Here is a 26,627-nt window from a genome sequence, read left to right as displayed (position 1 = left end):
CTAGTAAAGATTACCGTAACAAAGCAAAATGAACATTCATTCTATTTTTCGCTTTATTCGACTTTAGCATTAGTTACTTAGCGAATTTCGATATGAAGAAGACGGATCGAATGCAGTTTTTGTGAATTACTCGCAACTACGGCGTTTTGAGCACTTTTACAGCTTTATGCGGTCGAATGTCGCAGCACGCAACGACCAGTTGCAAACAAAACGCGTTGCGCCTCCAGGCCATGGATACGCCTTGAGGCCTTTCCCCTGCAGCTTTCCGAGCAGATCATCGCTGAGTCTTGCAAAGACCTCATTTCCTTCGACCGGATACTGAATTTGTGCCTCGCCGGAGGCCACAAGTTTGCCTGCGAGCGCCTGCGCGACGTCGTTGGCATTCCCGGCAAGCTCCAGCCACAATCCGTCAGACAACAGCGCGAGGCCCTGGGCACTGATAAAGCGCATCTTAGGTGGCATATGACCGGCGCGTTTGGCGCGCGCCCGCAATTCATCGAGGCGGTCGCGGCATTCGCCAAACAGGCAGATGATCTCACAGGACATGGCACCTGTTTTGGTCAGGCCCAGAGAGAGGACATCAATGCCAGCGCGCCAGGTCATGTCTGCCAGCGATGCGCCTGTATGTGCGAGGGCGTTTGCCAGACGTGCGCCGTCCAGATGGGTGGCGAGATCATGGCGCTTTGCAATCTCGCACAGGGTTCTGATTTCGTCCTGCGTATAGGCGGTGCCGCATTCGGTCAGATTCGTCAGAGATAATGCGGCTGGTGGTGTTTCGTGAACGAAGGCGCGATTGATAGTGCTGCAGGCGGTCTCCAGCGTTTCCGGCGCGATTTTGCCGTCAGAGCCAGCCAGAAGCGATAGCTTTGCGCCCGCTGAGAAGAATTCCGGTGCGCCGCGTTCGTCACGGGCGATGTGCGCCTCGTCATGGCAGAGGATGGATTCCATCGGGTTTGCCAGAAGCGACAAAGCCAGGGCGTTTGAGGCTGTTCCTGACACGACCGGAAAAATGGCGACATCCGTCTCGAAGATCTCGCAGATCAGCGATTGGAGCTCTGCGGTGAGTGGATCGCTGCCATAACTGGCTGCCATGGCATGGTTCGCACGCGCCAGAGCGTCCAGAACCGCAGGGTGGGCGGGCGCCGATGTGTCCGACGAGAAATCCAGATCGTCCTGGCTCATTCGACAACATCCAGCACGTCCGGTGTCTGCCAGATCAGGTGCTGGCCGCCATCGACCGCGATCATCTGGCCGGTGACGGCATCAGCATCAATCAGGAAGCGCAAGGCATGAACAATGTCTTCCGGAGATGAGCCGCGCTGGGTGAGCGTCGCGTCCACCTGTTTCTGGAAATCCTCTTCATCCTGTCGGGCGTTCTGCATGGTTGGCCCCGGGCCAATGGCATTCACGCGGATATTGGGCGCGAGCGCCTGAGCGAGCGTTTTTGTCGCCGTCCAAAGGCCTGACTTGGAGAGAGTATAGGTAAAGAAGTTTGGATTCAGCTTCCAGACACGCTGGTCGACCATATTGACGATCAGGCCGCGCGCTGTGTCTGGCAGCGCCTGAGCGAAGCTCTGAGCCAGACAGATGGGCGCGCGAAGATTGACGTTCATATGGTGGTCCCAGCTCTCTCTCGTATGAGACAGGGCGCTATCGTCTTCAAAGGTCGATGCGTTGTTGACCAGACAGCCGATATGGCCGCCCAGCGCCTGCGAAGCCCGTCCGATCAGGGCTGATGTTTCGGCCTCATCGGAGAGGTTGGCTTTCACGATCACCGCCTTACCGCCGGCATCGGTGATCTGGCGGCAGGTTTCTTCTGCGCCATCGCTTGAGCTGTTGTAGTGAACGGCGACTTCAAAGCCGGATGATCCCAGGCTGATCGCCATAGCGCGTCCGAGGCGTTTGCCTGCACCCGTGATCAGGGCGCGCTTTACGATATCTGTGTCCATAGAACACTCCAGTTGAGACCAAGCACATAAAAGTAATAGAGGCCGAGCAGGTATAAGACATAGATCGCCAGGAAGCAGCTTCCAGTGAGCCATCCGATCTGCCGTCGGCAGAAAATATAAATCATGAGGAAAAGCAAGGTTCCACCCATGAACCAGTGATCGAACTGATTGAAGATGGCTGGCAGTTCGAAATGGCCGAAGAGAGATATGATGCCGCCAGCCCCCAACAGGTTGAAGAGATTGGAGCCTGCCACATCGCCAAAGATGACATCCGGCTCCTTGCGGTAGACGGCGGCCATGGCTGCGGCAAGCTCTGGCAGGGAGGTGCCGAGCGCGATCAGGGTCAGGCCGACAAGTTCGCCGCGAAAGTTCAGAAGCTCTGCAATGCCTGTTGCGCCGGTGATGGTGAGGTGTGCGCCAAGGGGCAGTCCGACAATTCCGATGCAGATATAACCTGCCGTTAGGATTGGATTGACGGGGGCTTCATGAACGATGTCGTCATCGGCCAGTTGTTCAGTGGCGGGGCTGTCGGCCCAGACAAGCGCGCTGAATATGTAGGCGAGCAGCGTGCAGAGAAACGCCACGCCAATAATCGGGGACAGGCCGTAAATCGGTGTCAGGATCAGCCAGGCGGCGGTCGCAAAGACGGTGACGATGATCGACCGGCGAAGGCCGCGTCCATTTGGCTTTAATGTGAAGAAGAGGGCGGGCAGGCCCAAGACAAGCAGAATATTGGCAATGTTTGAGCCAATGATATTGCCCATGGCCATGCCAGGGGCACCGGACATGGTCGCGTCAATTGCGACCAGCATTTCGGGTGCGGACGTGCCAAAGCCAACAATCACCACGCTGGCGAGGACCTGAGACACGCCAAGCTTCATGGCGGCGGATACAGAACCGCGCACAAGCCTGTCACCGGAAATGGCCAGAATGACCAGCCCGGCGAAGAGCATTAGCGAAAATGAAAACATGCCAGCAGTCTGGCAGAAAATTTAGTCGATGCGATGCATATCGATCAGATTCAGCAGTCCGAAAATGCCAAAGGCCAGAAGCAGTGCAATGATGGATGCGTGAATGTGCATGATTTTCTCCTGTCTTGAATCTCCCTCTAGCGCGCTCTTTTGAAAAAAGCGAGGGTTGGAAGGGCAATTTTCCAACGGAGTGACAAGATGCGGCTGTCCGCAATCCGCAATCGCGTGTTCCAGTCTTATTTCCGTATGACCCGCCCGCTGACGCTTGGCGTCCGTGCGATCGTTGAGGACGATGAGGCGCGCGTGCTGCTGGTTCGCCACACCTATGTATCGGGATGGTATCTGCCGGGTGGTGGCGTCGAGAAGCATGAGACGGCAGAGGATGCACTGGAACGTGAATTGATTGAGGAGGCGGGGGTGAAGCTCACAGGGCGGCCGGACCTGCTGGGCATGTTTTCAAATCATGCCATTTTCCCGAATGATCACGTACTTTTGTATCACATTCCCGATTGGACAGCCGTCGAGATGACGTCACGCGGTGAAATTGCCGACTTTCAGTTCATGGCCCTGAATGCGTTGCCGGGCGACCTTGCGCGCGGGACAAAAGAACGACTGCTTGAATGGAAGCATGGCCGATCATTTTCAAAGTATTGGCACGCTGAAACACGATCAAAGTGATTTTTTGCGCTAATTTGGGCGCATTTCTTTGAGAACTAACGCGGCAGTCGCAAAACTATATTTGTTTATGACCAGAATTAAAAAAAACGATTAACCGCATCGTTTATCATTATGAATATACCAGCCCCACATTGAGCGAAGTATTTGATAGGTCAGAGAAAATCAGAGGTAAACAACCGATCCAGAGTTGTTAACTCATTTTTTTCTGTTTGCAATTAAATGCGTTTATTAATCACGTTAAGTCCTGCTGGGGGACCCTTCTATATGTCACAAGATCATGACCTGGCCGAACGCCTGTCCTTTATGCAAATTGATACGCAGACACAGGGTCTGCTGTCTGAGCTGAAACCTCTGGTCAAAGAGAATCTCAAGCCCGTTCTGACCGAGTTCTATGCTCACATCGCGAAGTTTTCAGCGCCATCTTCCTTCTTTCACTCGAAGGAATTGCAACAGCACGCAGCGGATCGTCAGTTCGAGCACTGGATGACAATCCTCGAAGGAAACTTTGACGAGACCTATCTGAAGTCTGCTGTCGCCATTGGTATGGCACATGCACGCATTGGTCTGGAGCCGCGTTGGTATATTGCGGGCTATAACTTTATCATCTCACGCATTCTGCCGAAGATTGCTGCGAACCAGCTGGGCAAGCGCGGCAAGGGCAATGCCAGCATGCGCAAGATGGAAGCGCTTCAGGCCGCTTTCCTGTCGGCGGCCATGCTGGACATGGATTTCGCGATCTCTGTCTATGCAAACAAGACCGATGAGAACAATCGTCAGAAACTGATGACCGGTTGGGCCGACGAATTCGAGAAAAAGATTTCAGGCATTGTCGAGACGGTGGCGGCTGCTTCGGTGGAACTTGAGCACACGGCAAAATCCATGTCCTCAATCGCCGAGCAGACGAGCTCACGCTCGGTGTCTGTCTCTGCTGCGATGGAACAGGCGACCACCAATGTGACGTCGGTTGCCAATTCTGCAGATGAGATGGGGAATGCGGTTTCCGAGATCTCACAACAGGTGAACCACGCGACCAAAATCGCGGCGAGCGCCGTGAGCACCGCGCAGACGACCAATGAGACGATGGAGAAACTTTCGGTTTCTGCCGAAAAGGTCGGACAAGTGGTGTCGCTGATTTCTGACATTGCGGCGCAAACCAATCTCCTCGCCCTGAACGCAACCATTGAAAGCGCACGTGCGGGTGAGGCGGGACGTGGCTTTGCTGTCGTTGCGAGTGAAGTGAAGTCTCTCGCGACCCAGACCGGCAAGGCGACCGAAGACATTGCAGCTCAGATCCAGGAGATCCAGTCGATCACCGCGCAATCGGTGGCTGCGATCAATCAGATCCACCAGACGATTTCCGAGATCAACCAGGTATCGATGGCGATCAATGCGGCCGTTGAGGAACAGTCGACCTCGACTCGCGAGATTGCCCGAAATACGCGGGAAGCTGCCGACGGAACGCGTGAGGTGACCTCTCACATTGCGGGCGTTCAGCAGGGTGCGACGGAAACCGGCTCCGCTGCGGCGCAGGTTGTCAGCGCATCGTCAGAGCTTGGCAGCCAGGCTGACAGGCTTCGCCAGGAGGTCAGCAAGTTCCTGTCGAGTATCCGCGCAGCATAGACGTTCGTTCATTGGGATTGTTGAAAGGGCAGGCGCAGGTCTGCCCTTTTTCTTTGCGCGATCTTCGTTGCGCCTCATGATTGAGAAGACGAATACATGCGACCTTCGTAGGGTGCGACAATCTGTACACAAAAACAGATAAAACAAAACATGGTCAATCTTCCTGACAATCGACTGTTTGCTTTGTTTTCTTGTGGCGCAATAGCGTGACAACAAGGGAAGTAACGATGCTGATTTTGAATGAAGCTGTGTATAACTTGTCCTGTATTCCAACTTTTCTTGGTTTTTGGTTGAGTATGAATTTTTTTCGCGTATCTGTTAACTAATTCGAAATTGATATCGTGGCAAAACACACGTGTCGAAAGACGGATGTTCCTGGACGTGGCGTATTCCCCCCCTCCCTCCCTTCACGTCCTGGCAAAACGGCGACCATCTCAAAAATCATCCCCCCCGACTCATGAGATGGTCGCCACTTGCCTGATCCCCTGAAAATCAAAGCAAGGCTGTCTGCAGGCTCAAACCTGTCAGCGTTTTCGTTCGAACGGTTTCTCGTTTTTAGAAGAGGCTGCCCTGTCCGTCCTTGCCGGACGATGGTGCAGGCTTTGGTGCCGGTTTGGCTTTCGGCGTTGGGGCCGGAGGAGGCGAGGGCGCATCACCGGTCGTCCGGACGCCAATGTCACCATCCGACAGGGTCAGCACCATGTCGCCGGCCTGCGTGGCCGCCTGTGTCGTGCGGACCAGTTCACCGTCAGCTGTGCGAACGATGGCATAGCCACGCTTGAGCGTGGCCTGATAGGACAGCGCTTCCAGCATGGTGGCTGAACGTTTCAGGCTTTCTGACTTGCGGGAGATTTTTTGCTCAAACGCATGGGTCAGGCGCGTGTCCAGATTTGCAAGCGCGGTGTCCTGTTGCTGGGTGTCCTGTAGTTTGGCTGTTCGCGCTTCCAGCCGTTTGCCAAGGCCGGTCAGCACCTGCTCATTGCGCTCTGTGACGCGGATCAGGCTTTTTGCCAGACGTGAGCTGGTTTGCGTGAGCTGGCCTTCAACCTGACGCAGGCCCATGGAGAGCGCCTGCGGTCTGAGGCGCGGCCCGATCTTCTCAAACGCGCCCTCCTTGCGCAGCAGCGTTGTCTGCAGGGCAGAGCCGAGGCGTCCTTCGGCATAGTCGAAGCGCTGCTGGCGCATATCGAGCAGGCTCTCGGCGCGGGGCAGGCGCGCTGCGATGGCGGTGAGGTCTCTCTCCTGGCGCTTTGTCCATTGCGTCAGGCCATGGATCAGGCGTTGATCCAGTCCATTCAGGCGCTCCATCAGCTCTGTGCGTACCGGCACGGCGATTTCGGCTGCACCTGTCGGTGTCGGCGCGCGGCGATCAGAAGCATAGTCGATCAGCGTGGTGTCGGTTTCGTGGCCGACGGCGGAAATCAGCGGAATGACGGAATCGGCTGTCGCCCGGACAACGATTTCTTCATTGAAGGGCCAGAGGTCTTCAATGGAGCCACCGCCGCGCGCGACGATGATCAGGTCCGGTCGGGACGGGTGTCCTTCCGGCAGGGCATTGAAGCCGCGAATACCGGCGGTGACCTGTTCGGCCGCCTTGTCGCCCTGCACGAGTGCGGGCCAGACAATGACATGCACCGGAAAACGGTCGCGAATACGGTGCAGAATATCGCGGATAACGGCGCCGGTCGGGCTGGTGACCACACCAATGGTGCGCGGCAGAAACGGAATGGCTTTTTTGCGGTCCGCAGCGAAGAGCCCTTCGGCGGCGAGCTTTTTCTTGCGCTCTTCGAGCAAGGCCATCAGCGCGCCTGCACCCGCCGGGTTCATTGTGTCGGCAATCAGCTGATAATTGGAGCGCCCCGGAAAGGTGGAGAGCTTGCCTTCGGCGACGACCTCCAGGCCCTCTTCCGGGCGGAAGGGCAGGCGTCCGACACTGCCTTTCCACATAATGGTGTTGATGACCGCCTTATCGTCTTTCAGGTCGGCATACATATGGCCGGACTTGGCGATTGTGACCCGTCCCAATTCTCCACGCACACGCACACGATCATAGGCATTCTCGATGGTGCGTTTGATCGAACCAGCCAGCTCCGAGACGGAAAACTCGTGCAGATTGGCGGAAGCTGGTCGGTCGGAAGGGAAGAAATCGGACATGGATCAAGTTTATCACGCTGGCAGGATTTGCAAGGGGTGGCACGACTCTTCGGCCCGGCAAACAGGAAAAGCTTGCTGATATCGCGTGGCGCGATTTAAGGAGACTGAACCTGTTTCAAAGGATGTCATCTCATGTCTGCTGTCCGAACTGCCGCAATCGATCTCATTCAGGCGTATTATGAGGCGTTCAACGCCAAGGATTGGGACGGCATGGTATCCTGTGTCGGCGACAACATTCATCACGATGTGAATGAAGGAGGCGTTCGGGGCGGCAAGGAAAAGTTTCGCGCTTTCCTCGTCCATATGGACACTTGCTATGATGAAACGCTGACGGATCTTCAGTATTTTGCCAATGATGCGGGCACACGCGGCGCTGCCGAATTCATCGTCAACGGCACCTATAAGGAAACCGATGGCGACCTGCCGCAAGCGAAGGGTCAGACCTACCGCCTGCCAGCCGGTGCCTTCTTCGAATTCGACAATGGTTCGATTTCGCGCGTGACGACCTACTACAATCTTTCAAACTGGATCGAGCAGGTCGGCTAGGCTGAAGGTCTGCTATTCGCCCGTATCAGGCGAATGGACTTCCTGTTGCATGGAAACCAGATAGGCGATGACGGCTTCGGTTCCGAGCGGGCCGAAGTCGAAGTCCGGCATGTCGGTTGCACCTACGTGAATGCCTTCTCGGAAATCAGCAGCAAGCGCTTCGGTGTCGCGGTTCGCAAGCACGGTGCGGAGTGGCGGGGCGTCATTACGCGGGCTCTCATCTGTCGCGCCGATGGCGTGACAGTCAGAGCAGCTTTCTTCGACGATCGCGCGACCGTCGGAAATCAGGCCGGTTCGCTCGGCCAGATCGGTGGCCATGGTGACGTCGGTATCCTGAGCTTCCTCAGCTGGCGGAGGTGTCGACTCTCCGCAAGCAGCCAGAGCCATGAACGCAAATACTGAAACACAAAGACGCGTTCTCATCTCATCTCCTTACGAATCCGCGGAACACGGGAAGGCTAGCACAGAGTATGGTCGCGTCGAAGTGCCTTCCTGTGACGTTTCTGCGATGCGTTCGGCGTATTGCGCGCTGGCCAGCACAGGGAATGCTTGACGGATGGCTGTGACTTTTTCATGTGATCTGACATGAATATTCTGATTGTCGGTTCGGGCGGCCGTGAACATGCCCTCGCTTGGAAAATCAACCAGTCACCGCTGGTCGATGAAGTGTGGTCTGCTCCGGGCAATCCTGGCATGCATGAGATTGGTCCGTGTTTTGACGTCAGTCCGACCGATCAGGATGCGGTCGAAAAACTCGTGCTGCAGCTCGAGCCGGATCTGATTGTGGTTGGCCCGGAACAGCCGCTCGCTGAGGGACTTGCAGATCGCTTGCGTGCACGCGGTTTCGACGTGTTTGGCCCAAGTGCCGCCGCCGCGCAGATTGAGGCGTCAAAAGGCTTCTCCAAGGATCTGATGGCCAAATACGACATTCCGACGGCTCGCTATAAGCGTGTGACGGATGTGGCTGCGGCGAAGGCTTTTCTCGATACGCTGAGTGCGCCTTATGTGTTGAAAGCGGACGGGCTTGCGGCAGGCAAGGGCGTTGTCATCGCCGAGACGCGCGAGGAAGCTGATGCTGAAGTCGAGGACATGCTTTCCGGAAAGTATGGAGACGCGTCGAAAGAGCTTGTGATCGAAGAGTTCATGACGGGCGAGGAAGCCAGCGTGTTTGCGCTGACCGACGGTGAGAATGTGGTGCTGCTGCCGGCTGCGCAGGATCATAAGCGCGTTGGTGAAGGCGATACCGGACCGAATACGGGCGGCATGGGGGCGTATGCGCCTGCGCCTGTGGTCACCTCTGAGCTCATGGATGATGTCCGCGAGCGCATTGTCCTGCCGACCCTGAAAGGGCTGGTTTCAGAGAATGCAAAGTTTCAGGGCGTTCTCTATGTCGGTCTGATGATGACGCCGGAAGGACCAAAAGTCGTCGAATACAATTGTCGTTTCGGAGATCCGGAATGTCAGGTGCTGATGATGGGGCTTGAGGGGGATATTGTGCCTCTGCTCCTCGCCTGCGCGACGGGTGGCATGTCGCAGCGCGATTTCGACCAACTACAGCCCGAAGGCGGGTTCAAGCCCGCTGCGACGGTCGTTCTGGCAACAAACGGCTATCCGGGGTCCTATGCGAAGGGCTCTGTCATTGAGGGCATTGTGACGGCCAACCAGTTGAAGGATGTCATGGTCTTTCATGCAGGCACGGATGTGCTGGAGGACGGCTCGCTGGTTGCTATAGGTGGCCGCGTTCTGAACGTGACCGCTACTGGCACCACCCTGGATGCTGCTTTTGCGCAGGCTTATTCCGGGGTGAATGCCATTGAGTGGCCAGAAGGCTTCTGCCGGACCGATATCGGCTGGCGCGTGCGCAAGAGCTAAGCGTTTTCAGTCCCGGTTGAGCTGTTGCTCATCTGCCATGTGCAGGGTTCGCTCGATGATGACGCGAACCCGTGTCACGGTCGTCTGGATCGACATGCATTTGTTGCGTATCCAGCCCGCATTCTGGCTTTGCGTGTTGCGGGCGATCCGGGCTGATGTTGCATCTATCGACAACATGAGCGTGTCGAGTTCGCGCCCCGCCATCCGGATAAACTGGCTTTGAAGGCGTGCGATCTTGCGTTCGCGATGCAGCGATTTTCGCAGCGCTTCGCGTGCTTCGTGAAGCTCACGGCTGCGTCTTTGCAGGACGGCTTCAACATCCATGCGGGCCTGACGTTCGCGTTCATAGCGCTGGCGCGAAACCCAGTCTGTCTTTTCGATCGTATCAGTGTGCTTGAGCTTATTCATATCGAAACAATCATGTTTTCTTTGGACAGGTGAATGTGGAACACCACAATGCTTTCCGTCGGCGTTTCGACGACATTGCGGCTGACCTGGGCGCCTTCGCCATAGTGATCGAGACAGGCTTCAATTGCGCCCTGGCAAAAATCGACCAGCTTGCGTGTCGAGCGATATATGAAAATGAACTCGTACGCGGATTGGCGCTCTGCCTCCATGTGAGGAATGTTCGCATGGTCATCGAGCTTGCGGATTTCAGAGTGAACTTCATCTTCCAGCGCATTCAGCAGGCTGAACGTCGTTGCATGTCGTTCGACAAAATCCGGGTGTATGCGCGCAAAATATGCGAACATCCACCGACCGAAACGGCTGGATAATTGCGCGCGGGTCTCGCCCATTGCATTTGCAATGTGGCGAACCAGTGTTTCGAACTCTTCCGGCGAGAAACGCTCGACGGTGTTGTAGGCCCCTCCCGAGGACAAATTTAGTTGGTTGAGGATCAGATCCACACGACTCTCGCCAAGATCCGCCTCAGCCATATTTAATAGCTCGACGAACAAAACGCCTTTCACACATGTACTCCCTGATGGCGTGCCCCCAGCAGGTGAAGATGTGTCGGACCGTTAAAGCGATGATAAACGGGTTCGTTGGAATTTTATTGAAATTGTTCGCATTACCCAGAACAGATTAATATCCGGTTGAGCTACGTTAACGATTTTTGGGGTTTATTCTCATACCTGATCAAAATTCACCAATAAGTGGTAAGGACGAAAACTCCGGCAAAACCAGTGGTTAACAATGCCTAGTCACGCTTTGTTCGGGGGAGGTATTCCGTTACGCTCAGGCAGCGGTCAATCAGCCTTGTGAGGCGCTGAATCGCCGATTGGATGGATTCGCATTTCTTGTGGATGGAGACGGAATTTTCGCAGTCCGTGAGCTTGCTGATGCGACCTGCCGCGCCGTCAATGATGGTCAGCGGTGTTCGGAATTCGTGACTGATCGCATTGACGAACTCCATTTGCAGTTCTGCGAGGCGCCTTTCCTTCTGGAGAGTCTGCTCCAGTATGCGGTTTGCTTCGAAGAGTTCGCGGCTTTTGATCTCCAGCAGCCGTTCGGCTTCGAGGCGTGCGCACCGCTCGCGCTCATATCGCAGGCGAGAGACCGTGTCGGGATTGGAAGCGGTTTTCGGAAGGGCATTTTGCATGGGCGTTTCGCAGATTAGCTGAGCCGGGTGATGTCGAAGCGGGCGGTGGTGAGCTTGTCTGAGCGGGACACCTCAACCTGGATGTCAGCCGTTTCCCCATAATGGTCGAGGCAGGCCTGGATCAGGCCGTGGCAGAAATCGACCAGCCCGCGCGGCGATGTGTAGATGAACACCATTTTTTTCGCGTCGAGATGTTCGGTTTTGAACACAGGCAGTTCGGCATCCGGATAGAGCTTGCGAACGTCGACATGAACTTCTTCTTCGACGGAGTCCAGCATGTCGAAAGCGGTCGCCTTGTTCTCGAAGAAGTGCGGATAGCTATCGAGGAAGGTTCCGAACATCCATCGCCCGAACATGCGTTGGTACTGGCCGATATCGAGTTGCGTCGCATCGCTGAAGGCACCAACCAGCGTGGTGAGTTCTTCGCTGGGATAATTGCCAACGGCCGTATAGGCGCCGCCGGATGACAGCGGACACCCGCTGAGAACCTGGTCTACACCGTCTTCGCCGACATGCTCATCGGCCATGGACAGAAGTTCCGTAAAGACGAGACCCTTCATAACGCACCCCTAATCAACATGTTTTCCACTTTATGGTGAGAAGGTTAAGAAAAGCTCCCTCAGCGTTAGGCTTTTTGCGCAATTGCTATAGACGCAACGTCAACATTGCACTCCGCACAAACGGCGTTAAGTTCGTCGCGAAAACGACAAGTCAGAGGGAGGCGGTCGCATGTCCGTGCATGGTGCGTCAGCGCAGGAAATGTTCAGCGGTACGAAGGAAGTCGCTGATTCACACAAGTTCAATGAAGAAAATCTCTTTCAGTGGATGACAGAGAATGTCGAAGGCTTTGAAGGCCCGATGGATGTGCGCCAGTTCAAGGGCGGTCAGTCCAACCCGACATTCAAGCTCATCACACCGAAAAAAGCGTATGTCATGCGCCGCAAGCCGCCGGGAAAACTCCTGCCGTCTGCGCATGCTGTCGATCGTGAGTTCCGCGTGATCGATGCGCTTTATCCGCTCGGTTATCCGGTCGCGCGTCCTTATGCGCTTTGCGAAGACACAGATGTGGTCGGCACCATGTTCTATGTCATGGACCATGTGGAAGGCCGCATTCTTTGGGATGGGACCCTGCCGGATTATGAGCCAGCCGAGCGCCGCGCCATTTACGAAGCGAAGGTGAACACCTTTGCCGACCTTCACAATGTCGATTGGAAGAAGGCGGGTCTCGAGGGCTTTGGTAAGGAAGGCGACTATGTTGCGCGCCAGATCCACCGCTGGACCAAGCAGTACACGGCGTCTGAAACCAAGACGATCACCGAGATGAACAAGCTGATCGAGTGGCTGCCGGAGAACATTCCGCCGGGTGAAACCACAACGATCGTGCATGGCGACTATCGTCTCGACAACATGATCCTGCATCCGACAGAGCCGAAAGTGATTGCGGTTCTGGACTGGGAGCTTTCAACGCTTGGCGATCCGCTGGCCGACTTCACCTATCACCTGATGAACTGGGTGATGCCGTCATCTGACGGGCGTGGCGCGATTGTCGATATTCCTGATCTGGAAGCCTATGGCATTCCGACCATGGAGGAATACATCGACATGTACTGCAAGCGCCGTGGTCTGAGCTCCTTGCCGGAAGTCAGCTATTACTTTGCGTATAATGCCTTCCGCCTTGCTGCGATTTGTCAGGGCATTGTGGGCCGTGTGCGCGACGGAACCGCGTCAAACGCGAATGCGACGGCCATGGAAGCACGTGTGCCTCTGCTGGCGAACTTCGCTTATGATCAGGCCAAGAAGGCCGGCATGCCTGCTTAAACGAGCGCGACATGCTCAGGAAATGAGGCGGGCCAATGGTCCGCCTTTTTTCATGCGCCGGGAACGGGCGGCAGGTGTTATGCGTCTTACTGACGCCACAGTTTTTTGACTAAAGGCGCAAAACCACATGGGGTGGTTTCTTGCCAGCAGACCAGGACACGGATGACAGACCCGACGGCCAATCATGTTCCCGACGATCTCATCAGTGGAAAACCGTCTCGTGCGCCGAAAGAGCCCCGTCCGCATTTTGATCCGCCAGAGGGTGAGAAGCGCGCAGACCGCAAGTCGCTGCGGTATTGGGGCGCGCGTATCGGGATTGGTCTTGCCGGGTGCTTTCTGGCCTTTCATGTCTATGCGCTGATGCTGGCGCTGCTGCCTGCGCCAACCACACTCAACATGATTGGCAGTCGGATCGTTGGCGCTGATGTGCGCCGCGATATTGTGCCCCTGCGCGATATCTCTCCCAATCTGGTGCGCGCGGTGATCGCAGCAGAAGACTCAAAGTTCTGCAGCCATTACGGCATCGACTTTGCCGCCGTGCAGAAGGCTTTCGAGAACAATCAGCAGGGCGGTAAGCGCCGTGGCGGCTCCACGATTTCACAGCAGACGGCGAAGAATATCTTCTTCTGGAATGGTGGGGGTTATGTCCGCAAGGCAGGTGAGGCGTGGATGACGCTGGTGACGGAGACGATCTGGTCGAAGCGTCGTATCATGACGCATTATCTGAATGTTGCTGAATGGGGCGATGGGATTTACGGCGCGGAGGCTGCGGCCCAGATCCGTTTTGGCAAGCCTGCTAGCGAGCTATCAACGCGCGAGGCAGCGCTGCTCGCTGCTGTTTTGCCGAGCCCCAACAACTGGCGTGTCGATCCGCCGGGCAATTATGTGTCTGGCAGGGCGGGCACAATCCAGCAGCGTATGCGCGTGGTGCAGAGTGATGGACTAGACGTCTGCGTATTCGGTGATTAGCCAGTAACAGCGTCGCTCTGAGGCTCTCAGCCGTGTTGGCCCGGCACATTCGAAATCGGGCGGGTTTGAAGCTGATTCAATGATCCTGGGATGGATATATGATGACCGGGAGATTGCGGGCGTATTTCCGAGTTCATCTGCTGCCGCTTCGCTGATGGCCTTGATGCTGGCCTGATCGGGATGGCGATGCAGCCATTCGCTGGCCGCCACACTTCCATTCCAGGTGCGAAAATGCTTCGCGGTAAAGCGCGTGCCGGTCATGTCTTTCAGAACGGAGTTGATGGTATCCGGCGACACCCGGATCTCTTCCTGTCGAAAGACATTGCGCGGGCGGTCAGCCAGTAAGGTCTGCATGGCAGATGTCAGGTCTTCGTCCTCGACTTCGACATGACGCATTTTTCCGCCTTTGCCGGGATAGTCCAGCTCCAGATGGTCAGAGCATAGCGTGATATGCTTGCTCATCAGCGTGGTCGCTCCGATCGCGCCGGTGCGCTTGCGGTGTTCGGGGGAACCTAGGCGCAGGCTGCCTTCATCAAGCAGGGAAATCACAGATGCCACCGCGAGATCGTGCTGGGTTTGCGGCGCCTGGAGCATGGTGCGGACCCGCTTTCGTATGCGCGGCAGGCAATCGGCAAATGCGATCAGGGATTCAAATTTTGCCAGATTGCGCCGTTCCAGCCAGATCGGGTGATAGATGTATTGGCGCCGCCCGGCTTCATCCGTGCCGAGAACCTGGATGTGCGCTTTGGCGGAGGGCGCGATCCAGACATCCTGCCAGGCAGGCGGGATTGCAAGCTCCAGACAGCGTTGGCGGGCCTTGCCCTGCAAGCGTTCTCCGCTGGCGTCGAAAAACGTCCAGCCTTTTCCGCATTTGCGCCGTGACCAGCCGGGAGCCGTGGTCGCTGCCTTGCTCAGCCCGATGGACTGAGGTGTGACCGTCTGAAGTGTGGGGGTCTCTTTCAGCATGCCTTTAGTCAAAGTCTATGCGCAGATAGCGCGCCTGAATGAGGGAGTAATATCCGTAGATACCGATGAAGAAGGCACTGGCGAGATAGAGCCAGAGGCCGAAAAACTGGTCGCGTATCCATCCCAGAAGACTGGCCATGCCCTTGGCCTCATCTGCTTCGCCGACGAACCCCGCCCACATCAGAAATACGCCGATCAGCAGGATAAGGATGCCGCGCCCGGCGACGGCGGTGTCGATGGCAAGACATGAGACGCGGGCGCCAGAGGGTATATTGATGCCAGAGACCCAGCGTCTGGTGACGCCGCGCCAGATTTGAGCAATGCCAATACCAAAGACAATCAGTCCGAAGCCAGCGAGCAGATATGTGCCGAACGGGTGGCCGAGAAGCCAGCTTGCAAACTGCTCCGTCGTGCCGCCGCCGCCGTTTTCCTCGTTTCGTCCGAACATTGTGAGCCCTGCGGCGATGCCAACTAGAAAATAGCTGACACCGGAACTCAGCATCCCAAGGCGTGCCAGAACCCCCATCACATCATTGCCTTTTGACGAGGTATCAAAGCCTGCCTGAATGACGCGCCAGAGCGCATACAGGACGAGACCAATACAGATGGCGCAGAGGATCAACCGGCCGATCTGATCTGTTTCCAGATTGCGGAATGTGTCTCCGGGTGAGTAGCCTTCATCGGCAGATCCGGGTGACAGAGCGGCCGTCACCAGAAGGATCGCGACCATCACATAGACGAGCGCGCGTGCGATCAGCCCCGCACGCCCGGCTGATTCAAACAGGATTTCCCGGATTTTATGAAATGACATGAAGACAGAACGTCATCTGTGAGATTTCGTTGCTGAGCCCGGAAAACATTTCTGAACCTGTCGAAATGACCTGCTGTTTCCGGTTATGGGCGGCCAACATGTTTGCCAAGCCTGCTTGCCCCTACGTCGCGCATCCAATATGAGTGTAGTCAACTATATAGATGCCAGGGAGGACATCATGTTCGACACTCAGATCAGCAAAGATGGAAACGTCATTTCCGGCCCATTGCGTGCGCCGGCGCAAATGCTGGAAGATCAGTCCTATGACGGCCATTCATCAATCCATGAGGATGGTACAGCAGAAAAGCTTGGCTTTCAGGCCGGGCCGATTGAGGGACCGACGCATTTTTCGCAGTTCGATCCACTGATGGTGGAGATCTGGGGCAAGGAGTGGTTCGAGAAGGGCTGCATTTCCTCGCACTTCAAGAACATGGTCGTCGAAGGCGAAGAGGTTCGCGCCTTTGTCGAATTGCCGGAGAATGACGCCCAAACGCGACTGCGCGCCTGGGCGGAAAAGGCAGACGGCACGCCCGTCCTGGAGGCGAGCGTCAGTCTTGGCGCTGGTCCGACCTTGCTCGATGAGCGCCGCGCTTTGCTCCGCGAGCCCGGAAAGCTGGTTATCCTTGAGAACATGTCTGTCGGGATGACCGGCGCCAAGGACGAAATCGTGACCATGAAACCTGATCAGCATATGGGAGACCTCTACCCATTTACGCTGAATCAGAAACTGTCGAAAATCACCGAGAGCACACCGTGGTTCAAGGATGATTCTGCGTCTCCGTGGGGCCGTGCGATCATTCCGACAGAAATGATTTCGGTTCTGGTCGAGTACACTGCGCGCGAAGCGAAGTTTCCGGTCAAGCACCCGGCGATCGGCCTCTTTGCCGACCTTGAAATCCGCTATGTCGACGGACCGCTTTTTGTCGGAGAGACATATCTCATCCGACGGGAGATCGTGGCGATTTCGGATAGCCGCCGCACGGAAAGCTATTGGACGAAGAGCCAGGTCTTTGATGCGACAGGCAAGACGCTGAAGGCAGAAATGGTGCTCAACCATGCTGTCCTGAAAGCTTCCTATCCAAATTACGAGGCCGAGTTAAACGCCTGATCTAATGGTCGAAAACATACGAAAACGGCTTTTCCTGATGGTCGGACAGGTGCATGATCCGGCCATTAGAGGAGGGGTTTCCCATGTCATTTTCACTGTTTGATGCAACGGTCCCAGGCTATATCCGTACGCTGAATGCGATTTCGGGTGTGCTCGCGAAAGGGCGCGAATACTACAAGGAACATGCTCTGGATGTGGAAAGCATTCCGGACGAGCGTCTTTGCGGCGACATGCTGCCATTTTCCTTTCAGATCAACTCGATCCGTCACCACTCCATTGAGGCGATTGATGCGATCAAGTCCGGTCAGTTCGGGATCCCCGGTGCGATGGAAAAGACCGATTATGCGTCTCTTGAAGCGCTGGTGAAGAAAACGGTTGAGGAGCTTTCCGCCCTGACGCCAGATGACGTGAATGCGTGCGAGGGCAATGATGTCATCTTCACCCTGGGCGAGATGAAAATTCCCTTCACGGCAACCGGGTTTCTGATGTCGTTTTCGGTACCGAACTTCCATTTTCATGCCACGACGACCTATGACATTCTGCGCATGAAAGGTGTTCCTGTTGGCAAGCGGGATTATCTCGGCGCGCTCGAGGTGAAGACGAGCTAGAACAGGGCTCTGTTGGGGCTGACAGCTCTTTCAAAGCATGTAGTCTGCTACTCATAGCGGGCCGAAACAAACGTGAAGCCCACCAGGACAATCGGGGGGCTTCATGTTCAGACACCTATCCGGCGCATTCGCCGCTTTCACATCACTTCTGCTGACCAGTGCTGCGTCTGCTGAGACGGTCTATATTCAGGCAGGTCAGCTGCTCGCGGTTCCGGGCGAAGGGTATCAGAGCGAAAAAACGATCATTGTCGAAGATGGAAAAATCCTCTCGGTTGAGGATGGTTTTCTGTCTCCGGAAGGCGAGGGAGCGATCATTGATCTGAGATCAGCCTTTGTGCTGCCCGGACTGATCGACTCGCACGTGCATCTGACATCGGAGTTCAGCCCGACTTCTCGCGTCGATATTCTCTACGAGTCAGAAGCCGATGAAGCGTTTAACGGGGCGATGAATGCGCGAAAGACGCTGATGGCGGGCTTTACCACGGTTCAGGATGTCGGCGCGACCAGTGAAGCGATCTTCTCTCTGCGCGATGCCATTGCTGCAGGCAAGGTGCCGGGGCCGCGTATCCGGGCGTCAGGGCAGTCGGTTTCGCCAACCGGCGGTCATGGCGATGCCAATGGTTTTTCGCCAGCTCTGATGAACCTCTTTAAAAGCGATACAATCTGTGACGGCTCGGATGATTGCCGCCGCGCCGTTCGTGAAGCGGTGAAAACAGGCGCTGACGTGATCAAGATCACGGCGACAGGCGGGGTGCTCTCCAATACGAAAGCCGGGCTCGCTCAGCAATTCTTCGACGATGAACTGGAGGCCATCGTCGAGGCTGCCAACAGTATGGGGCGCAAGGTGACCGCGCATGCCCATGGCAAGGATGGCATTGATGCGGCGCTGCGCGCTGGTGTGAAATCCATCGAACACGGCACGTATCTGGATGATGAAACAATCGCGCTCTTCAAGGAACATGACGCCGTGCTGGTGCCGACGGTCATTGCCGGGATCACGGTGACGGGCTGGATTGAAGAACCATGGCTCCCGGAAGCGTCCAGAGAGAAAGCGCAGATCATCGGCCCGCTAATGCTGGATATGTTGCGCCGCGCACGTGAGGGCGGGGTCACCATCGCCTTTGGAACGGATACGGGTGTCTCCAAGCATGGTGAGAATGCCGAAGAGTTTTTGTATATGGTCGAGGCCGGATTTACGCCCGAAGAAGCGATTCGGGCCGCGACGGTAATTGCGGCGGATCATGTCGAGCTGGGCGGCACAATCGGTACGATCGAAGCTGGAAAGTCTGCTGATATTATTGCGGTAACCGGTGACCCACTGAAAAGTGTTGAAGAACTTCTCGATGTAGACTTTGTCATGGCGCGCGGTCAGGTATACAAATCTTCCCCATAAAACATATAAAAAGGGAGGAAATGCATGGCGCATGTTTCCGCAAACGGTATCGGGCTGGAATACGAGGAATTCGGATCCCGCATCGGTACACCACTACTCCTCATCAGCGGGTTTTCCCAGCAATCGACGAGCTGGCCGGAGAGCTTTGTCGATGGCCTTGTCGACGCTGGTTTCTGGGTCATCACATTCGACAATCGCGATATTGGCCTGTCGCATCAGTTTGACGACAAGGGGATTCCCGATCTGTCACGGATCGTTGCTGGACTGAAGGATGGCACGGCGCCGGACCTCGCGCCCTATCTTCTGGACGATATGGCAGATGATGCGGCGGCTTTGCTCACAGAGCTTGAAGCGACGCCGGCCATTGTGATGGGTGTGAGCATGGGCGGCATGATCACGCAGCTCCTGGCGCTTCGTCATCCGGACAAGGTGAAAGCGATCATACCCACAATGACAACATCCGGCGACCTGTCCCTGCCGCCTGCAACGCCGGAAGCACAACAGGCGCTTCTGGCTCGTCCCGATCCCCCATCGCGTCGCAATGTGATTGATGTGGCGATCAAGTCGCGCCGTGTGATTGGCTCGGTCGATGGCTTACGCAATACGGATGATGAAATCGCGATGGATGCGGGCCGCGCTTTTGACCGTGCGTTTCGTCCGGCCGGTACTGCGCGTCAGTATGCAGCGATTGTGGCCCAGCCGCGCTGGCATGAGCGCCTGTCCACGCTGAACGTGCCGACCATGGTTCTGCATGGCGCGGTCGATCCGCTGATCCGTCCGGCTTCAGGCAAGGATGTTGCGGACCGCATCCCCGGAGCAAGCTTTGTTGAGGTGGAAGGCTGGGGCCATGACATGCCGGTCAGAGCGGTTCCAACCCTGCTGGAACATGTCACCGGCTTTGCCAATCAGTTCAAGAATTAGACGCTGAAGGAGAGGATAAAGCCTTCGCTTGGCAGGGCTTTTCCTCTCAGGACGCGATCATAGCTCTCTGAGATCGCTTCATCGCCGAGGCCTCGAACGGTTTTGATCCAGCGCGAAGCCGGTTCATAGAATTCGAGCATTTTGGTGCCAACACGGCGCGAAAATTCCTCTGGCCCGATCTCGCTCACCAGCTTGTCACCCTGATCAGGGGCGAAGAAGAAGCTGCGCTCCGGGCCGGGCAGGGGCGCGGTGTCCTCTGACGTGCTTCCGGCCTGCCAGTTGGTTGCGCCGACCATGATGGAGGCTTTGAGGTCATCGCCCAGGCGTGTGTGAACCTTTCGGGCCGTCTCGGGTGCGCCGGAAAAGTCGACAAAGACAGAAGACGCCATATCGAGCCCGGTTTCGATGTCCTCATACAGGACGGTCTTCTTGTAGGCTTGCGAGTTCCGCACGAAGGAGCGGCTGTTCTGCGATGTCAGGGCGATGACGTCGATATCGCGCTCCTGTAACAGCCAGGCGAGCGCCATCGCTGTTTTGCTGGAGGCGCTGGACAGAACCACCTGACGCGCGCCGTAAAAGTCGAATTCAGCCAGCTGATCATCAATCAGGAAAGACGTCATGAAGAGCGGGCGGAACAGCATTTGCTGGTTTTCGAAGTCCGCACGATAGCTCGGATCGGAGGAGATCCGCGTGTATCGATTATAGATGCTGGGCAGTGCCTGGCGGTGATTGCTGCCGTCGCTGAAACCATCCTCGCGATTGCGCTCGGGCTGAACGATCAGCTCTGTCGCCATCGGAAAATAGCCGAAGAAGCGCTCGCCGACATCGATATCGTCGTAAAGGCTTTCCTCAACGGTCGCAAAACCCCAGACCGGAATGCGACCCCAGCCATGTTCTTCAGACGGGAAGAACTTCCAATAGCCCATGGAGTCGCCATAGACCGCATAGGTGATGTTGTTCGCCGTTAGGGCGAAGTTATCAATGCTCAGCCGGACTTCGCCTGTCTTCAGGGACGTTTTCGGCAGCTCTGTGATCCGCGTGTGGTAGAGGTCTGTTTTCTCGACTTCGAGCACACGCGCACCTGATATCATCATCTTCCCAAATCCACTCCGAGCGAAGAAATCGCATGTACGAAGTTATTTGGGGCAATATTTATGTCGCCTGTCCAGTGTATTTTTGGAAACCGCGACAGAATTTGCCGGTAAGCAGCGTCCAGCTGCATGTTGGCAACGCGCTGTCCGATGCAGACATGTGGCCCGATTCCAAAGGCAATATGGTTCTTGGCATTGGCACGTTCGACATCAAACCGATCCGGGTCTGTGAAGACAGATGGATCGTGATTGCCGGCGCCGAAATACATCAGAACCTTCTCACCGGCACCGATCTTTTGCTCACCAATCTGGGTGTCTTCGGTCGCTGTGCGTCGCATATACATGACAGGTGAGATCACGCGGATGGCCTCATGCACCATGTTTGGAATGAGGTCCGGGTTGTCGATCAGTTTCTGCTTCTGGTCGGGGTTCTCCGTGAGAAGTTTCATCGTGCCGGACAGCGTGTTCCGTGTGGTGTCATTTCCCGCAAAGATGATGAGCAGCCAGGAGCCGTCGAGATATTCATCGGCCAGGACTTCGCCATCGATCTCGACATTCGCAATGGCCGATAAAAGGTCATTCTGCGGGTTTTTGCGCCGCTCCTTCAGAATGTACTGACCATAGGCAAACATGTCTTCGATATTGTCCAGGAACTCCTTGATCGCTTCGGGTGTCAGAGCACCCAGCTCACCTTCCTGAATGGTGTTGGTGGCCGCTTCCAGATAGTGCATCCAGTGGACCACTTTCGGACGGTCCGCTTCCGGAATGCCGAGAATTTCGGACAAGGTGTAGAGCGGAAGTTCGGCGGAGAAGCTTTCGACCATATCCACTTTCGGGCCGCGTTTTTCCATGTCATCAAGCAGGGCTGTGACTTTCTGCTCGACCTTCTTTTTGAGCTCGGCAACGAAGCCTGGCACGAAGAACGCCATGTGCTCACGGCGCAGCTGCATGTGATAGGGCGGGTCGAGATTGATCATCGCATCCAGGGAAGAGCGATGCAGTAGCGGATGGCCTTCCGAGCCAGCCGCATAGGCCATGAGGATGCCGCCCATCTGAGATGAGAAGGTTTTGGCGTCCTTATTGACCTTCTGAATATCGTGATAGCCCGTCAGCGCCCAGAAGCCGGCGGCGCCCTCCATCGGGTGCCACAAGACGGGGGCGTTTTCCCGCATTTTATGGAAAGCCTCGAAAGGCTGGCCGGACGTGAAATTCTTCGCGACCGACAGATCAACCGGCGGCTTGTAATCGTAAATCGGCGCAAACTTGGGGTCTACCGTTCCGGTATCGGGACGGTAGGTGTTGGAAACAAGATCCAGTGCCATGTCAGATGCCCCTAGAACTTGTAACGGATCGGAACGGATTTCGGCCCGCCGACAAAGGTTGTCTTGATGTGCTTCGGCTCGCCTGCCAGCTCAATCGATTTGACGCGCGAGAACAGCTCTTCATACAGCGTCATCATTTCCAGGCGCGCAAGGTGCATGCCGAGACACATATGACCGCCATAGCCAAATGAGATCAGCTTGTTTGGAGACCGATCGACCTTGAAAGAGAACGGGTCGTCAAAGACTTCCTCGTCCCGATTGCCGGAGGAGTAGCACAGCATGATGCTCTCGCCCTTGCGGATCGTATTTCCGCGCAGTTCATAATCGTCCTGCGCGGTCCGCATGAAATGCTTGACCGGCGTCGTCCAGCGAATGGCTTCGTCGACGGTGGTACGTGACAGGCCCTGCGGGTCCGCCATGAATTTGTCGAGCTGATCGCGCGCTTCGAGCATGGCGAGGACACCGCCTGCTGTGGAGGCGCTTGTCGTGTCGTGTCCGGCAGCCGCCACGATGACATAGTAAGACATGGCTTCGAATTCGCCGATTGGCTCGCCGTCGATCTGACCATTGGCGATAACAGAGGCCACATCATCTTTCGGATTGGCGCGGCGATCCTTGGTGATATCGGTGAAGTAAGCGAAGAAGTCGCCAACGACGCTTTGCATTGCGGCGAGGCCTGCTGCGACATCTTTCTGGCCGAGCGCATCGGCGTCGCGCGAATAATCTTCGTCTGCTGCGCCGAAAAGCTCCTGAGTGAGCTTGAGCATCAGGGGTTCATCTTCTTTTGGAACGCCCAGAATCTGCATGATGACACGCAGCGGATAATACAGCGCGATGTCATTCACGAAATCGCATTCACCGCCCATGTCTTCCATCTTGTCGACGAATTCCCTGGCGATCGCTTTGACGGCTTCGCTGCGCTGACGCACGTTTTGCGGCAGGAACCATTGCTGCGTCAGGTGACGAAACTTGAAATGGTCCGGGTCGTCCATCTGAACCAGCGTGCGAACCAGGTGCGGTCCGCCCATGATGGCATAGACCTGTTCCTCGGTTGCGACAGGGGACAGGATTTCACGCTCGCCATTTGTGAACAGCTTGTTCTGACGCGAAATCTCCATGATGTCCTGGTGCTTTGTGGCGGCCCAGAACGGACGGAAGCCTTCCGGCTCAAGCCATGCAAGCGGATCATTCGCCCGCAGAGCCGCGAAGGCTTTGTGCAGTTCATCCGGCTGTGCGTAAACAGCCGGGCTGGTGATTTGATCGGCATAGGTTCGCGCCGTCTCCGACATGGTGCGGGACGCGTCGAACTTGGTTTCTGGTGGCGTAGCGACAGCCGTACTCATGATTAACCTCCCAAACAGTGCCTCTAAGTGCACTTAATTGTTGGCAGACTAACTTATTTCCGGCGTCTGTGAAGACCTGTTTTGCGTCCAGAGCGTGTATTCGGACCACGACCCTGTGAACGCGGCTTCGGACGCGCCATTCGATCGGTTCGAATATCGCCTCCCAGGAGCTCTGCGATCTGATCGGGATTGATTTCGTCCAGCACGCCAGAGGCGAGGTCGCCGAGCACGAACGGGCCATACTGGATACGAATGAGGCGATTGACCGTGAGGCCGACGCTGGCCAGCGCCTTGCGGACTTCGCGGTTCTTGCCCTCTTTCAGAACGACAGAAAGCCAGTTGTTTGTGCCGGTTGTCCGCTCCAGCTCAACCTGCATCGGGGCATATTCGACACCGTCAACAATGACACCTTTTGCCAGTTCAGCCAGAGCCTCCGGCGTCACTTTGCCGTGGGCACGCGCGCGGTAGTGACGTTCCAGCCCGGTGGAAGGGAGCTCCATCTGACGCGCAAGTTCGCCATCATTCGTCAGAATCAGAAGACCCTCTGTTGTCAGGTCGAGACGACCAACCGTGACAACGCGCGGCAAATGCTTTGGCAAATGGTCGAAAATGGTAGAGCGACCATCCGGGTCCCGCGTCGCTGTGATGAGGCCCGCTGGCTTGTGGTAACGCCAAAGCCGTGTGTTCTCCGGCGCTTTGACCACCTGGCCATCGACGCGGATCGTGTCGCGGCGCGTGACTTTGAAAGCCGGGCTATCAAGCCTGCGACCGTTTACGGTGACCTTGCCTTGTTCGATCAGACCTTCTGCATCTCTGCGCGAGCAAACACCGGCATGTGCAAGGTATTTGGCAATCCGGTCGCCATCTTCCCAATTGGAGGATCGCGCCTTGGCAGGTTGCGTTGATGTCTCTGAATTCTGATTTGGGCGTGCTGGTCGCTTGGATGTACGACTTTGGCCCGTCTCCCGACGCTCCGTCATATGTGGTCCCTTTTATGAAGAAGTTACGCCTTATCACATATAGGCAATCATAAGAAACAAATTCGGGATGTTGCGATGTACGCGGTGACACCAATCGGCTGGGTCAGATCAGAACGGCAGAAACTGAGTGAGAAAGGATGGGATCTGGTCTCGTCTCACATCGAACTCGATACGAGCCGCTTTGACGCGTCGTCACTCGCGGGCATTCAGACGTTTTCCCATGTCGAAATCATTTTCTTCTTTCACAAGGTGCCTGAAAACCGCATTGAGCTTCATGCACGCCGACCGCAAAACAATCCGGACTGGCCGGAAATGGGGATTTTTGCGCAGCGTGGAAAAAATCGCCCGAACCGGATCGGCGCGACCATTTGCAATCTCTTATGGGTGGAAGGGACCGATCTGCACATTAGCGGGTTGGACGCGATTGATGGGACGCCCGTGCTGGATATCAAACCGGTTATGAAAGGCTTTCTTCCAAAAGGCCCTGTCGATGAACCCGAATGGGCATCGGAGCTGATGAAGACGTATTGGTAGGGCGCTGTCTCAGGCCGTGTAAATCACGAAAAAGAATTGCAGGAATGGCGCACCGATGGCGAGTGCGAGCCCCCATTCAAACGCGACCCAAATCCAGTTCTGCCGAGTGTTGCAGCCAGCGTCACGACAGATTGAAATCAGGCGCCCTATACCGGCGCCGCCCCAGGCGGCACACAATGGCACGGTGATGATCGGTGCAGACATCGGATCGAGGCGCCAGAGCAGGATCAGCGTGACAAGATGGCTAAAGAAGAAAAGTCCGCCCAGCGTGCCGCGGAATTCTGACGGCGCTTCGGCATGCCCTTCGCGGGGTTTCAGGCCGACGGTTTTTGAAATCCATTGCGGTTTGAACATGGCATAAAGCCCCATCCAGGCTCCGAAGGCGAGCGCAGCACTGGCAAGGATCTGAAGGATCTGGGCAATCATGCAAGAACTCCTGTTCACGCTTTACGAAAGCCATAGGCTTTCAGATCAGGTGTCTGATAGACTGCTGATCGGGATTTTTCCTGCTGAACCAACAAGCTGGCGATTATGAGGCCGATATGACCCCGGAACTCCTGTTACTGTCTGCTGACCGCGTCGGTGTGCTGGTCTTTGCGCTGTCCGGTGGCATCGCAGCCGTTCGGAACGATATGGATTTGTTCGGGGTGATTGTGCTGGCATTTCTGCCTGCTGTCGGCGGCGGTACGCTGCGCGACCTGATCCTGGATGCACCTGTTTTCTGGCTGGAAGATACCGTGTCACTCTGGCTGGCGCTCCTGGGTGGATTGCTTGCCTTTTTCTTCACGCGTTTTCTGGAGGACTTCAAACCCCTGCGATGGGCCGATGCCGTTGGCCTTGCCCTTTTTGCCGTGACCGGGGCGGCGAAGGCCTGGGGGATGGGGCATGGTTTTATCATCATTGCGATTATGGGCGTGATGACGGCCAGTGCAGGCGGGCTGATCCGCGATGTGGTGGCCAACCGTGATCCTCTGCTGCTGAAAGAGGACATATACGCAACAGCAGCGCTTGCAGGCGCTGCTGTCTATGCCGGACTTGTCTATGCCGGTCTGGATGAGCGCATCGCCTTTGGCCTCGGCATGTTAGCCGCGTTTATCCTGCGTGCGCTTGCAATCGTCTTTAAGCTATCGCTGCCGCGGGCCAGACCATGACGTGCGGGTCTGCTTGTCCATCACGTCCTGCAATTGAAAGCGATCCAGTCGTTCCGTGCGTTCACGGTCTGTCAGACGCGTCGCGAACCCTGTCAATTCTGCGCGATCCTGTACGGATGTCTCGGCAAGTTGAACCGGTGCGCTCGTAGAGGCACAGGCTGTCATTGCAAGTCCACCAGCAAGTATACCAACCAATTTCAGTTTCATATTGTGGTCCTT

Annotated in this window: 29 protein-coding genes; 12 read left to right on the top strand and 17 right to left on the bottom strand. The window is 56.1% G+C overall.

Annotated elements, in window-relative coordinates:
- Positions 1-156: 156 nt before the first annotated feature.
- Genes ACFQDM_RS11775 through ACFQDM_RS11765 form a run of 3 tightly spaced genes read right to left on the bottom strand, consistent with a single transcriptional unit; the run spans position 157 to position 2,920 of the window.
- Entirely contained in the window at positions 157-1,182 is a 1,026-nt protein-coding gene (locus ACFQDM_RS11775; RefSeq protein WP_377379273.1) for a threonine aldolase family protein, read from the bottom strand.
- Positions 1,179-1,949 (bottom strand): SDR family oxidoreductase, encoded by a 771-nt coding sequence (locus tag ACFQDM_RS11770; RefSeq protein ID WP_377379271.1) that lies wholly within the window; start codon positions 1,947-1,949, stop codon positions 1,179-1,181. Before ACFQDM_RS11770 ends, ACFQDM_RS11775 begins: the two co-directional genes overlap by 4 nt.
- On the bottom strand, positions 1,931-2,920 hold the full coding sequence (locus tag ACFQDM_RS11765; RefSeq protein WP_377379269.1) for a sodium:calcium antiporter: 990 nt from the start codon (positions 2,918-2,920) through the stop codon (positions 1,931-1,933). Before ACFQDM_RS11765 ends, ACFQDM_RS11770 begins: the two co-directional genes overlap by 19 nt.
- 198 nt (positions 2,921-3,118) lie before the next feature.
- Here ACFQDM_RS11765 and ACFQDM_RS11760 point away from each other — a divergent pair, with 198 nt between their 5' ends.
- Positions 3,119-3,598, top strand: a complete 480-nt coding sequence (locus ACFQDM_RS11760) for an NUDIX domain-containing protein (protein WP_377379267.1) — start codon at positions 3,119-3,121, stop codon at positions 3,596-3,598.
- A 264-nt stretch (positions 3,599-3,862) separates the two neighbouring features.
- On the top strand, positions 3,863-5,218 hold the full coding sequence (locus ACFQDM_RS11755; RefSeq protein WP_377379265.1) for a protoglobin domain-containing protein: 1,356 nt from the start codon (positions 3,863-3,865) through the stop codon (positions 5,216-5,218).
- A gap of 555 nt (positions 5,219-5,773) precedes the next feature.
- On the opposite strand, the gene xseA is transcribed toward ACFQDM_RS11755, so the two are convergent.
- Positions 5,774-7,372, bottom strand: a complete 1,599-nt coding sequence (xseA, locus tag ACFQDM_RS11750) for an exodeoxyribonuclease VII large subunit (RefSeq protein WP_377379263.1) — start codon at positions 7,370-7,372, stop codon at positions 5,774-5,776.
- Positions 7,373-7,504: 132 nt separating this feature from the next.
- On the opposite strand from xseA, the gene ACFQDM_RS11745 reads away from it, so the two are divergent.
- A complete protein-coding gene (locus tag ACFQDM_RS11745; RefSeq protein ID WP_377379261.1) occupies positions 7,505-7,918 on the top strand; it encodes a ketosteroid isomerase-related protein in 414 nt (137 codons plus the stop codon).
- Between the two features lie 12 nt (positions 7,919-7,930).
- On the opposite strand, the gene ACFQDM_RS11740 is transcribed toward ACFQDM_RS11745, so the two are convergent.
- Positions 7,931-8,341 carry a hypothetical protein gene (locus tag ACFQDM_RS11740; protein ID WP_377379259.1) on the bottom strand — a complete coding sequence of 137 codons (411 nt, stop codon included), beginning with the start codon at positions 8,339-8,341 and terminating at the stop codon, positions 7,931-7,933.
- Positions 8,342-8,503: 162 nt separating this feature from the next.
- Here ACFQDM_RS11740 and purD point away from each other — a divergent pair, with 162 nt between their 5' ends.
- Positions 8,504-9,790 carry a phosphoribosylamine--glycine ligase gene (purD, locus tag ACFQDM_RS11735; protein WP_377379257.1) on the top strand — a complete coding sequence of 429 codons (1,287 nt, stop codon included), beginning with the start codon at positions 8,504-8,506 and terminating at the stop codon, positions 9,788-9,790.
- Between the two features lie 6 nt (positions 9,791-9,796).
- Here the strand turns inward: purD and ACFQDM_RS11730 are convergent, their stop codons facing one another.
- From ACFQDM_RS11730 to ACFQDM_RS11715, 4 genes are all read right to left on the bottom strand, one after another.
- Positions 9,797-10,198 carry a hypothetical protein gene (locus ACFQDM_RS11730; protein WP_377379255.1) on the bottom strand — a complete coding sequence of 134 codons (402 nt, stop codon included), beginning with the start codon at positions 10,196-10,198 and terminating at the stop codon, positions 9,797-9,799.
- Positions 10,195-10,761, bottom strand: a complete 567-nt coding sequence (locus ACFQDM_RS11725) for a heme NO-binding domain-containing protein (RefSeq protein ID WP_377379253.1) — start codon at positions 10,759-10,761, stop codon at positions 10,195-10,197. The genes ACFQDM_RS11730 and ACFQDM_RS11725 overlap by 4 nt, the downstream gene beginning before the upstream one ends.
- 230 nt (positions 10,762-10,991) lie before the next feature.
- Positions 10,992-11,393 (bottom strand): histidine kinase dimerization/phospho-acceptor domain-containing protein, encoded by a 402-nt coding sequence (locus tag ACFQDM_RS11720; protein ID WP_377379251.1) that lies wholly within the window; start codon positions 11,391-11,393, stop codon positions 10,992-10,994.
- Between the two features lie 14 nt (positions 11,394-11,407).
- Complete coding sequence (locus ACFQDM_RS11715) at positions 11,408-11,953, bottom strand: heme NO-binding domain-containing protein (RefSeq protein WP_377379249.1); 546 nt, start codon at positions 11,951-11,953, stop codon at positions 11,408-11,410.
- A 169-nt stretch (positions 11,954-12,122) separates the two neighbouring features.
- Between ACFQDM_RS11715 and ACFQDM_RS11710 the strand changes: the two genes are divergently transcribed.
- Positions 12,123-13,211 (top strand): phosphotransferase family protein, encoded by a 1,089-nt coding sequence (locus ACFQDM_RS11710; RefSeq protein WP_377379247.1) that lies wholly within the window; start codon positions 12,123-12,125, stop codon positions 13,209-13,211.
- A gap of 162 nt (positions 13,212-13,373) precedes the next feature.
- On the top strand, positions 13,374-14,180 hold the full coding sequence (gene mtgA / locus ACFQDM_RS11705; protein WP_377379245.1) for a monofunctional biosynthetic peptidoglycan transglycosylase: 807 nt from the start codon (positions 13,374-13,376) through the stop codon (positions 14,178-14,180).
- Here mtgA and ACFQDM_RS11700 read toward each other — a convergent pair.
- Complete coding sequence (locus tag ACFQDM_RS11700) at positions 14,154-15,146, bottom strand: DNA topoisomerase IB (protein ID WP_377379243.1); 993 nt, start codon at positions 15,144-15,146, stop codon at positions 14,154-14,156. The two genes, mtgA and ACFQDM_RS11700, sit on opposite strands and share 27 nt — an antisense overlap.
- Before the next feature lie 4 nt (positions 15,147-15,150).
- Entirely contained in the window at positions 15,151-15,957 is an 807-nt protein-coding gene (locus ACFQDM_RS11695; RefSeq protein WP_377379242.1) for a DUF1206 domain-containing protein, read from the bottom strand.
- A 178-nt stretch (positions 15,958-16,135) separates the two neighbouring features.
- On the opposite strand from ACFQDM_RS11695, the gene ACFQDM_RS11690 reads away from it, so the two are divergent.
- The 4 genes from ACFQDM_RS11690 (at position 16,136) to ACFQDM_RS11675 (ending at position 19,987) form a co-directional block, all read left to right on the top strand.
- Entirely contained in the window at positions 16,136-17,065 is a 930-nt protein-coding gene (locus tag ACFQDM_RS11690; RefSeq protein ID WP_377379240.1) for a hypothetical protein, read from the top strand.
- Positions 17,066-17,148: 83 nt separating this feature from the next.
- Entirely contained in the window at positions 17,149-17,673 is a 525-nt protein-coding gene (locus ACFQDM_RS11685) for a DUF1993 domain-containing protein (RefSeq protein WP_377379238.1), read from the top strand.
- Between the two features lie 103 nt (positions 17,674-17,776).
- Positions 17,777-19,066 carry a metal-dependent hydrolase family protein gene (locus ACFQDM_RS11680; protein ID WP_377379236.1) on the top strand — a complete coding sequence of 430 codons (1,290 nt, stop codon included), beginning with the start codon at positions 17,777-17,779 and terminating at the stop codon, positions 19,064-19,066.
- A 24-nt stretch (positions 19,067-19,090) separates the two neighbouring features.
- Positions 19,091-19,987, top strand: a complete 897-nt coding sequence (locus ACFQDM_RS11675) for an alpha/beta fold hydrolase (RefSeq protein ID WP_377379234.1) — start codon at positions 19,091-19,093, stop codon at positions 19,985-19,987.
- On the opposite strand, the gene ACFQDM_RS11670 is transcribed toward ACFQDM_RS11675, so the two are convergent.
- The 4 genes from ACFQDM_RS11670 to ACFQDM_RS11655 all read right to left on the bottom strand — a co-directional run bounded on the left by ACFQDM_RS11670 (position 19,984) and on the right by ACFQDM_RS11655 (position 24,723).
- Positions 19,984-21,081: a DUF2855 family protein gene (locus ACFQDM_RS11670; protein ID WP_377379232.1), complete on the bottom strand. Its 1,098-nt coding sequence runs from the start codon at positions 21,079-21,081 to the stop codon at positions 19,984-19,986. The genes ACFQDM_RS11675 and ACFQDM_RS11670 overlap by 4 nt on opposite strands.
- Positions 21,078-22,394: a cytochrome P450 gene (locus ACFQDM_RS11665; protein WP_377379294.1), complete on the bottom strand. Its 1,317-nt coding sequence runs from the start codon at positions 22,392-22,394 to the stop codon at positions 21,078-21,080. The genes ACFQDM_RS11670 and ACFQDM_RS11665 overlap by 4 nt, the downstream gene beginning before the upstream one ends.
- Positions 22,395-22,411: 17 nt before the next feature.
- Positions 22,412-23,689 carry a cytochrome P450 gene (locus ACFQDM_RS11660; protein ID WP_377379293.1) on the bottom strand — a complete coding sequence of 426 codons (1,278 nt, stop codon included), beginning with the start codon at positions 23,687-23,689 and terminating at the stop codon, positions 22,412-22,414.
- Positions 23,690-23,796: 107 nt separating this feature from the next.
- Complete coding sequence (locus ACFQDM_RS11655) at positions 23,797-24,723, bottom strand: pseudouridine synthase (protein ID WP_377379231.1); 927 nt, start codon at positions 24,721-24,723, stop codon at positions 23,797-23,799.
- 75 nt (positions 24,724-24,798) lie between these two features.
- On the opposite strand from ACFQDM_RS11655, the gene ACFQDM_RS11650 reads away from it, so the two are divergent.
- The gene (locus ACFQDM_RS11650) at positions 24,799-25,257 is read left to right on the top strand and encodes an SAM-dependent methyltransferase (RefSeq protein WP_377379229.1); all 459 of its coding nucleotides are present in this window, start codon (positions 24,799-24,801) and stop codon (positions 25,255-25,257) included.
- A 9-nt stretch (positions 25,258-25,266) separates the two neighbouring features.
- On the opposite strand, the gene ACFQDM_RS11645 is transcribed toward ACFQDM_RS11650, so the two are convergent.
- Positions 25,267-25,683: a DUF4345 family protein gene (locus tag ACFQDM_RS11645; RefSeq protein ID WP_377379227.1), complete on the bottom strand. Its 417-nt coding sequence runs from the start codon at positions 25,681-25,683 to the stop codon at positions 25,267-25,269.
- A gap of 116 nt (positions 25,684-25,799) precedes the next feature.
- On the opposite strand from ACFQDM_RS11645, the gene ACFQDM_RS11640 reads away from it, so the two are divergent.
- Positions 25,800-26,408 carry a trimeric intracellular cation channel family protein gene (locus tag ACFQDM_RS11640; protein WP_377379225.1) on the top strand — a complete coding sequence of 203 codons (609 nt, stop codon included), beginning with the start codon at positions 25,800-25,802 and terminating at the stop codon, positions 26,406-26,408.
- Here the strand turns inward: ACFQDM_RS11640 and ACFQDM_RS11635 are convergent.
- Positions 26,382-26,615 (bottom strand): hypothetical protein, encoded by a 234-nt coding sequence (locus ACFQDM_RS11635; protein ID WP_377379223.1) that lies wholly within the window; start codon positions 26,613-26,615, stop codon positions 26,382-26,384. The genes ACFQDM_RS11640 and ACFQDM_RS11635 overlap by 27 nt on opposite strands.
- Positions 26,616-26,627 lie beyond the last annotated feature (12 nt).

This window comes from Ponticaulis profundi (genome assembly GCF_042659465.1).
Lineage (GTDB): Bacteria > Pseudomonadota > Alphaproteobacteria > Caulobacterales > Hyphomonadaceae > Ponticaulis > Ponticaulis profundi.
The sequence above is the reverse complement of the archived record's forward strand: the minus strand, read 5'-3'. Positions and strand labels throughout refer to the sequence as shown.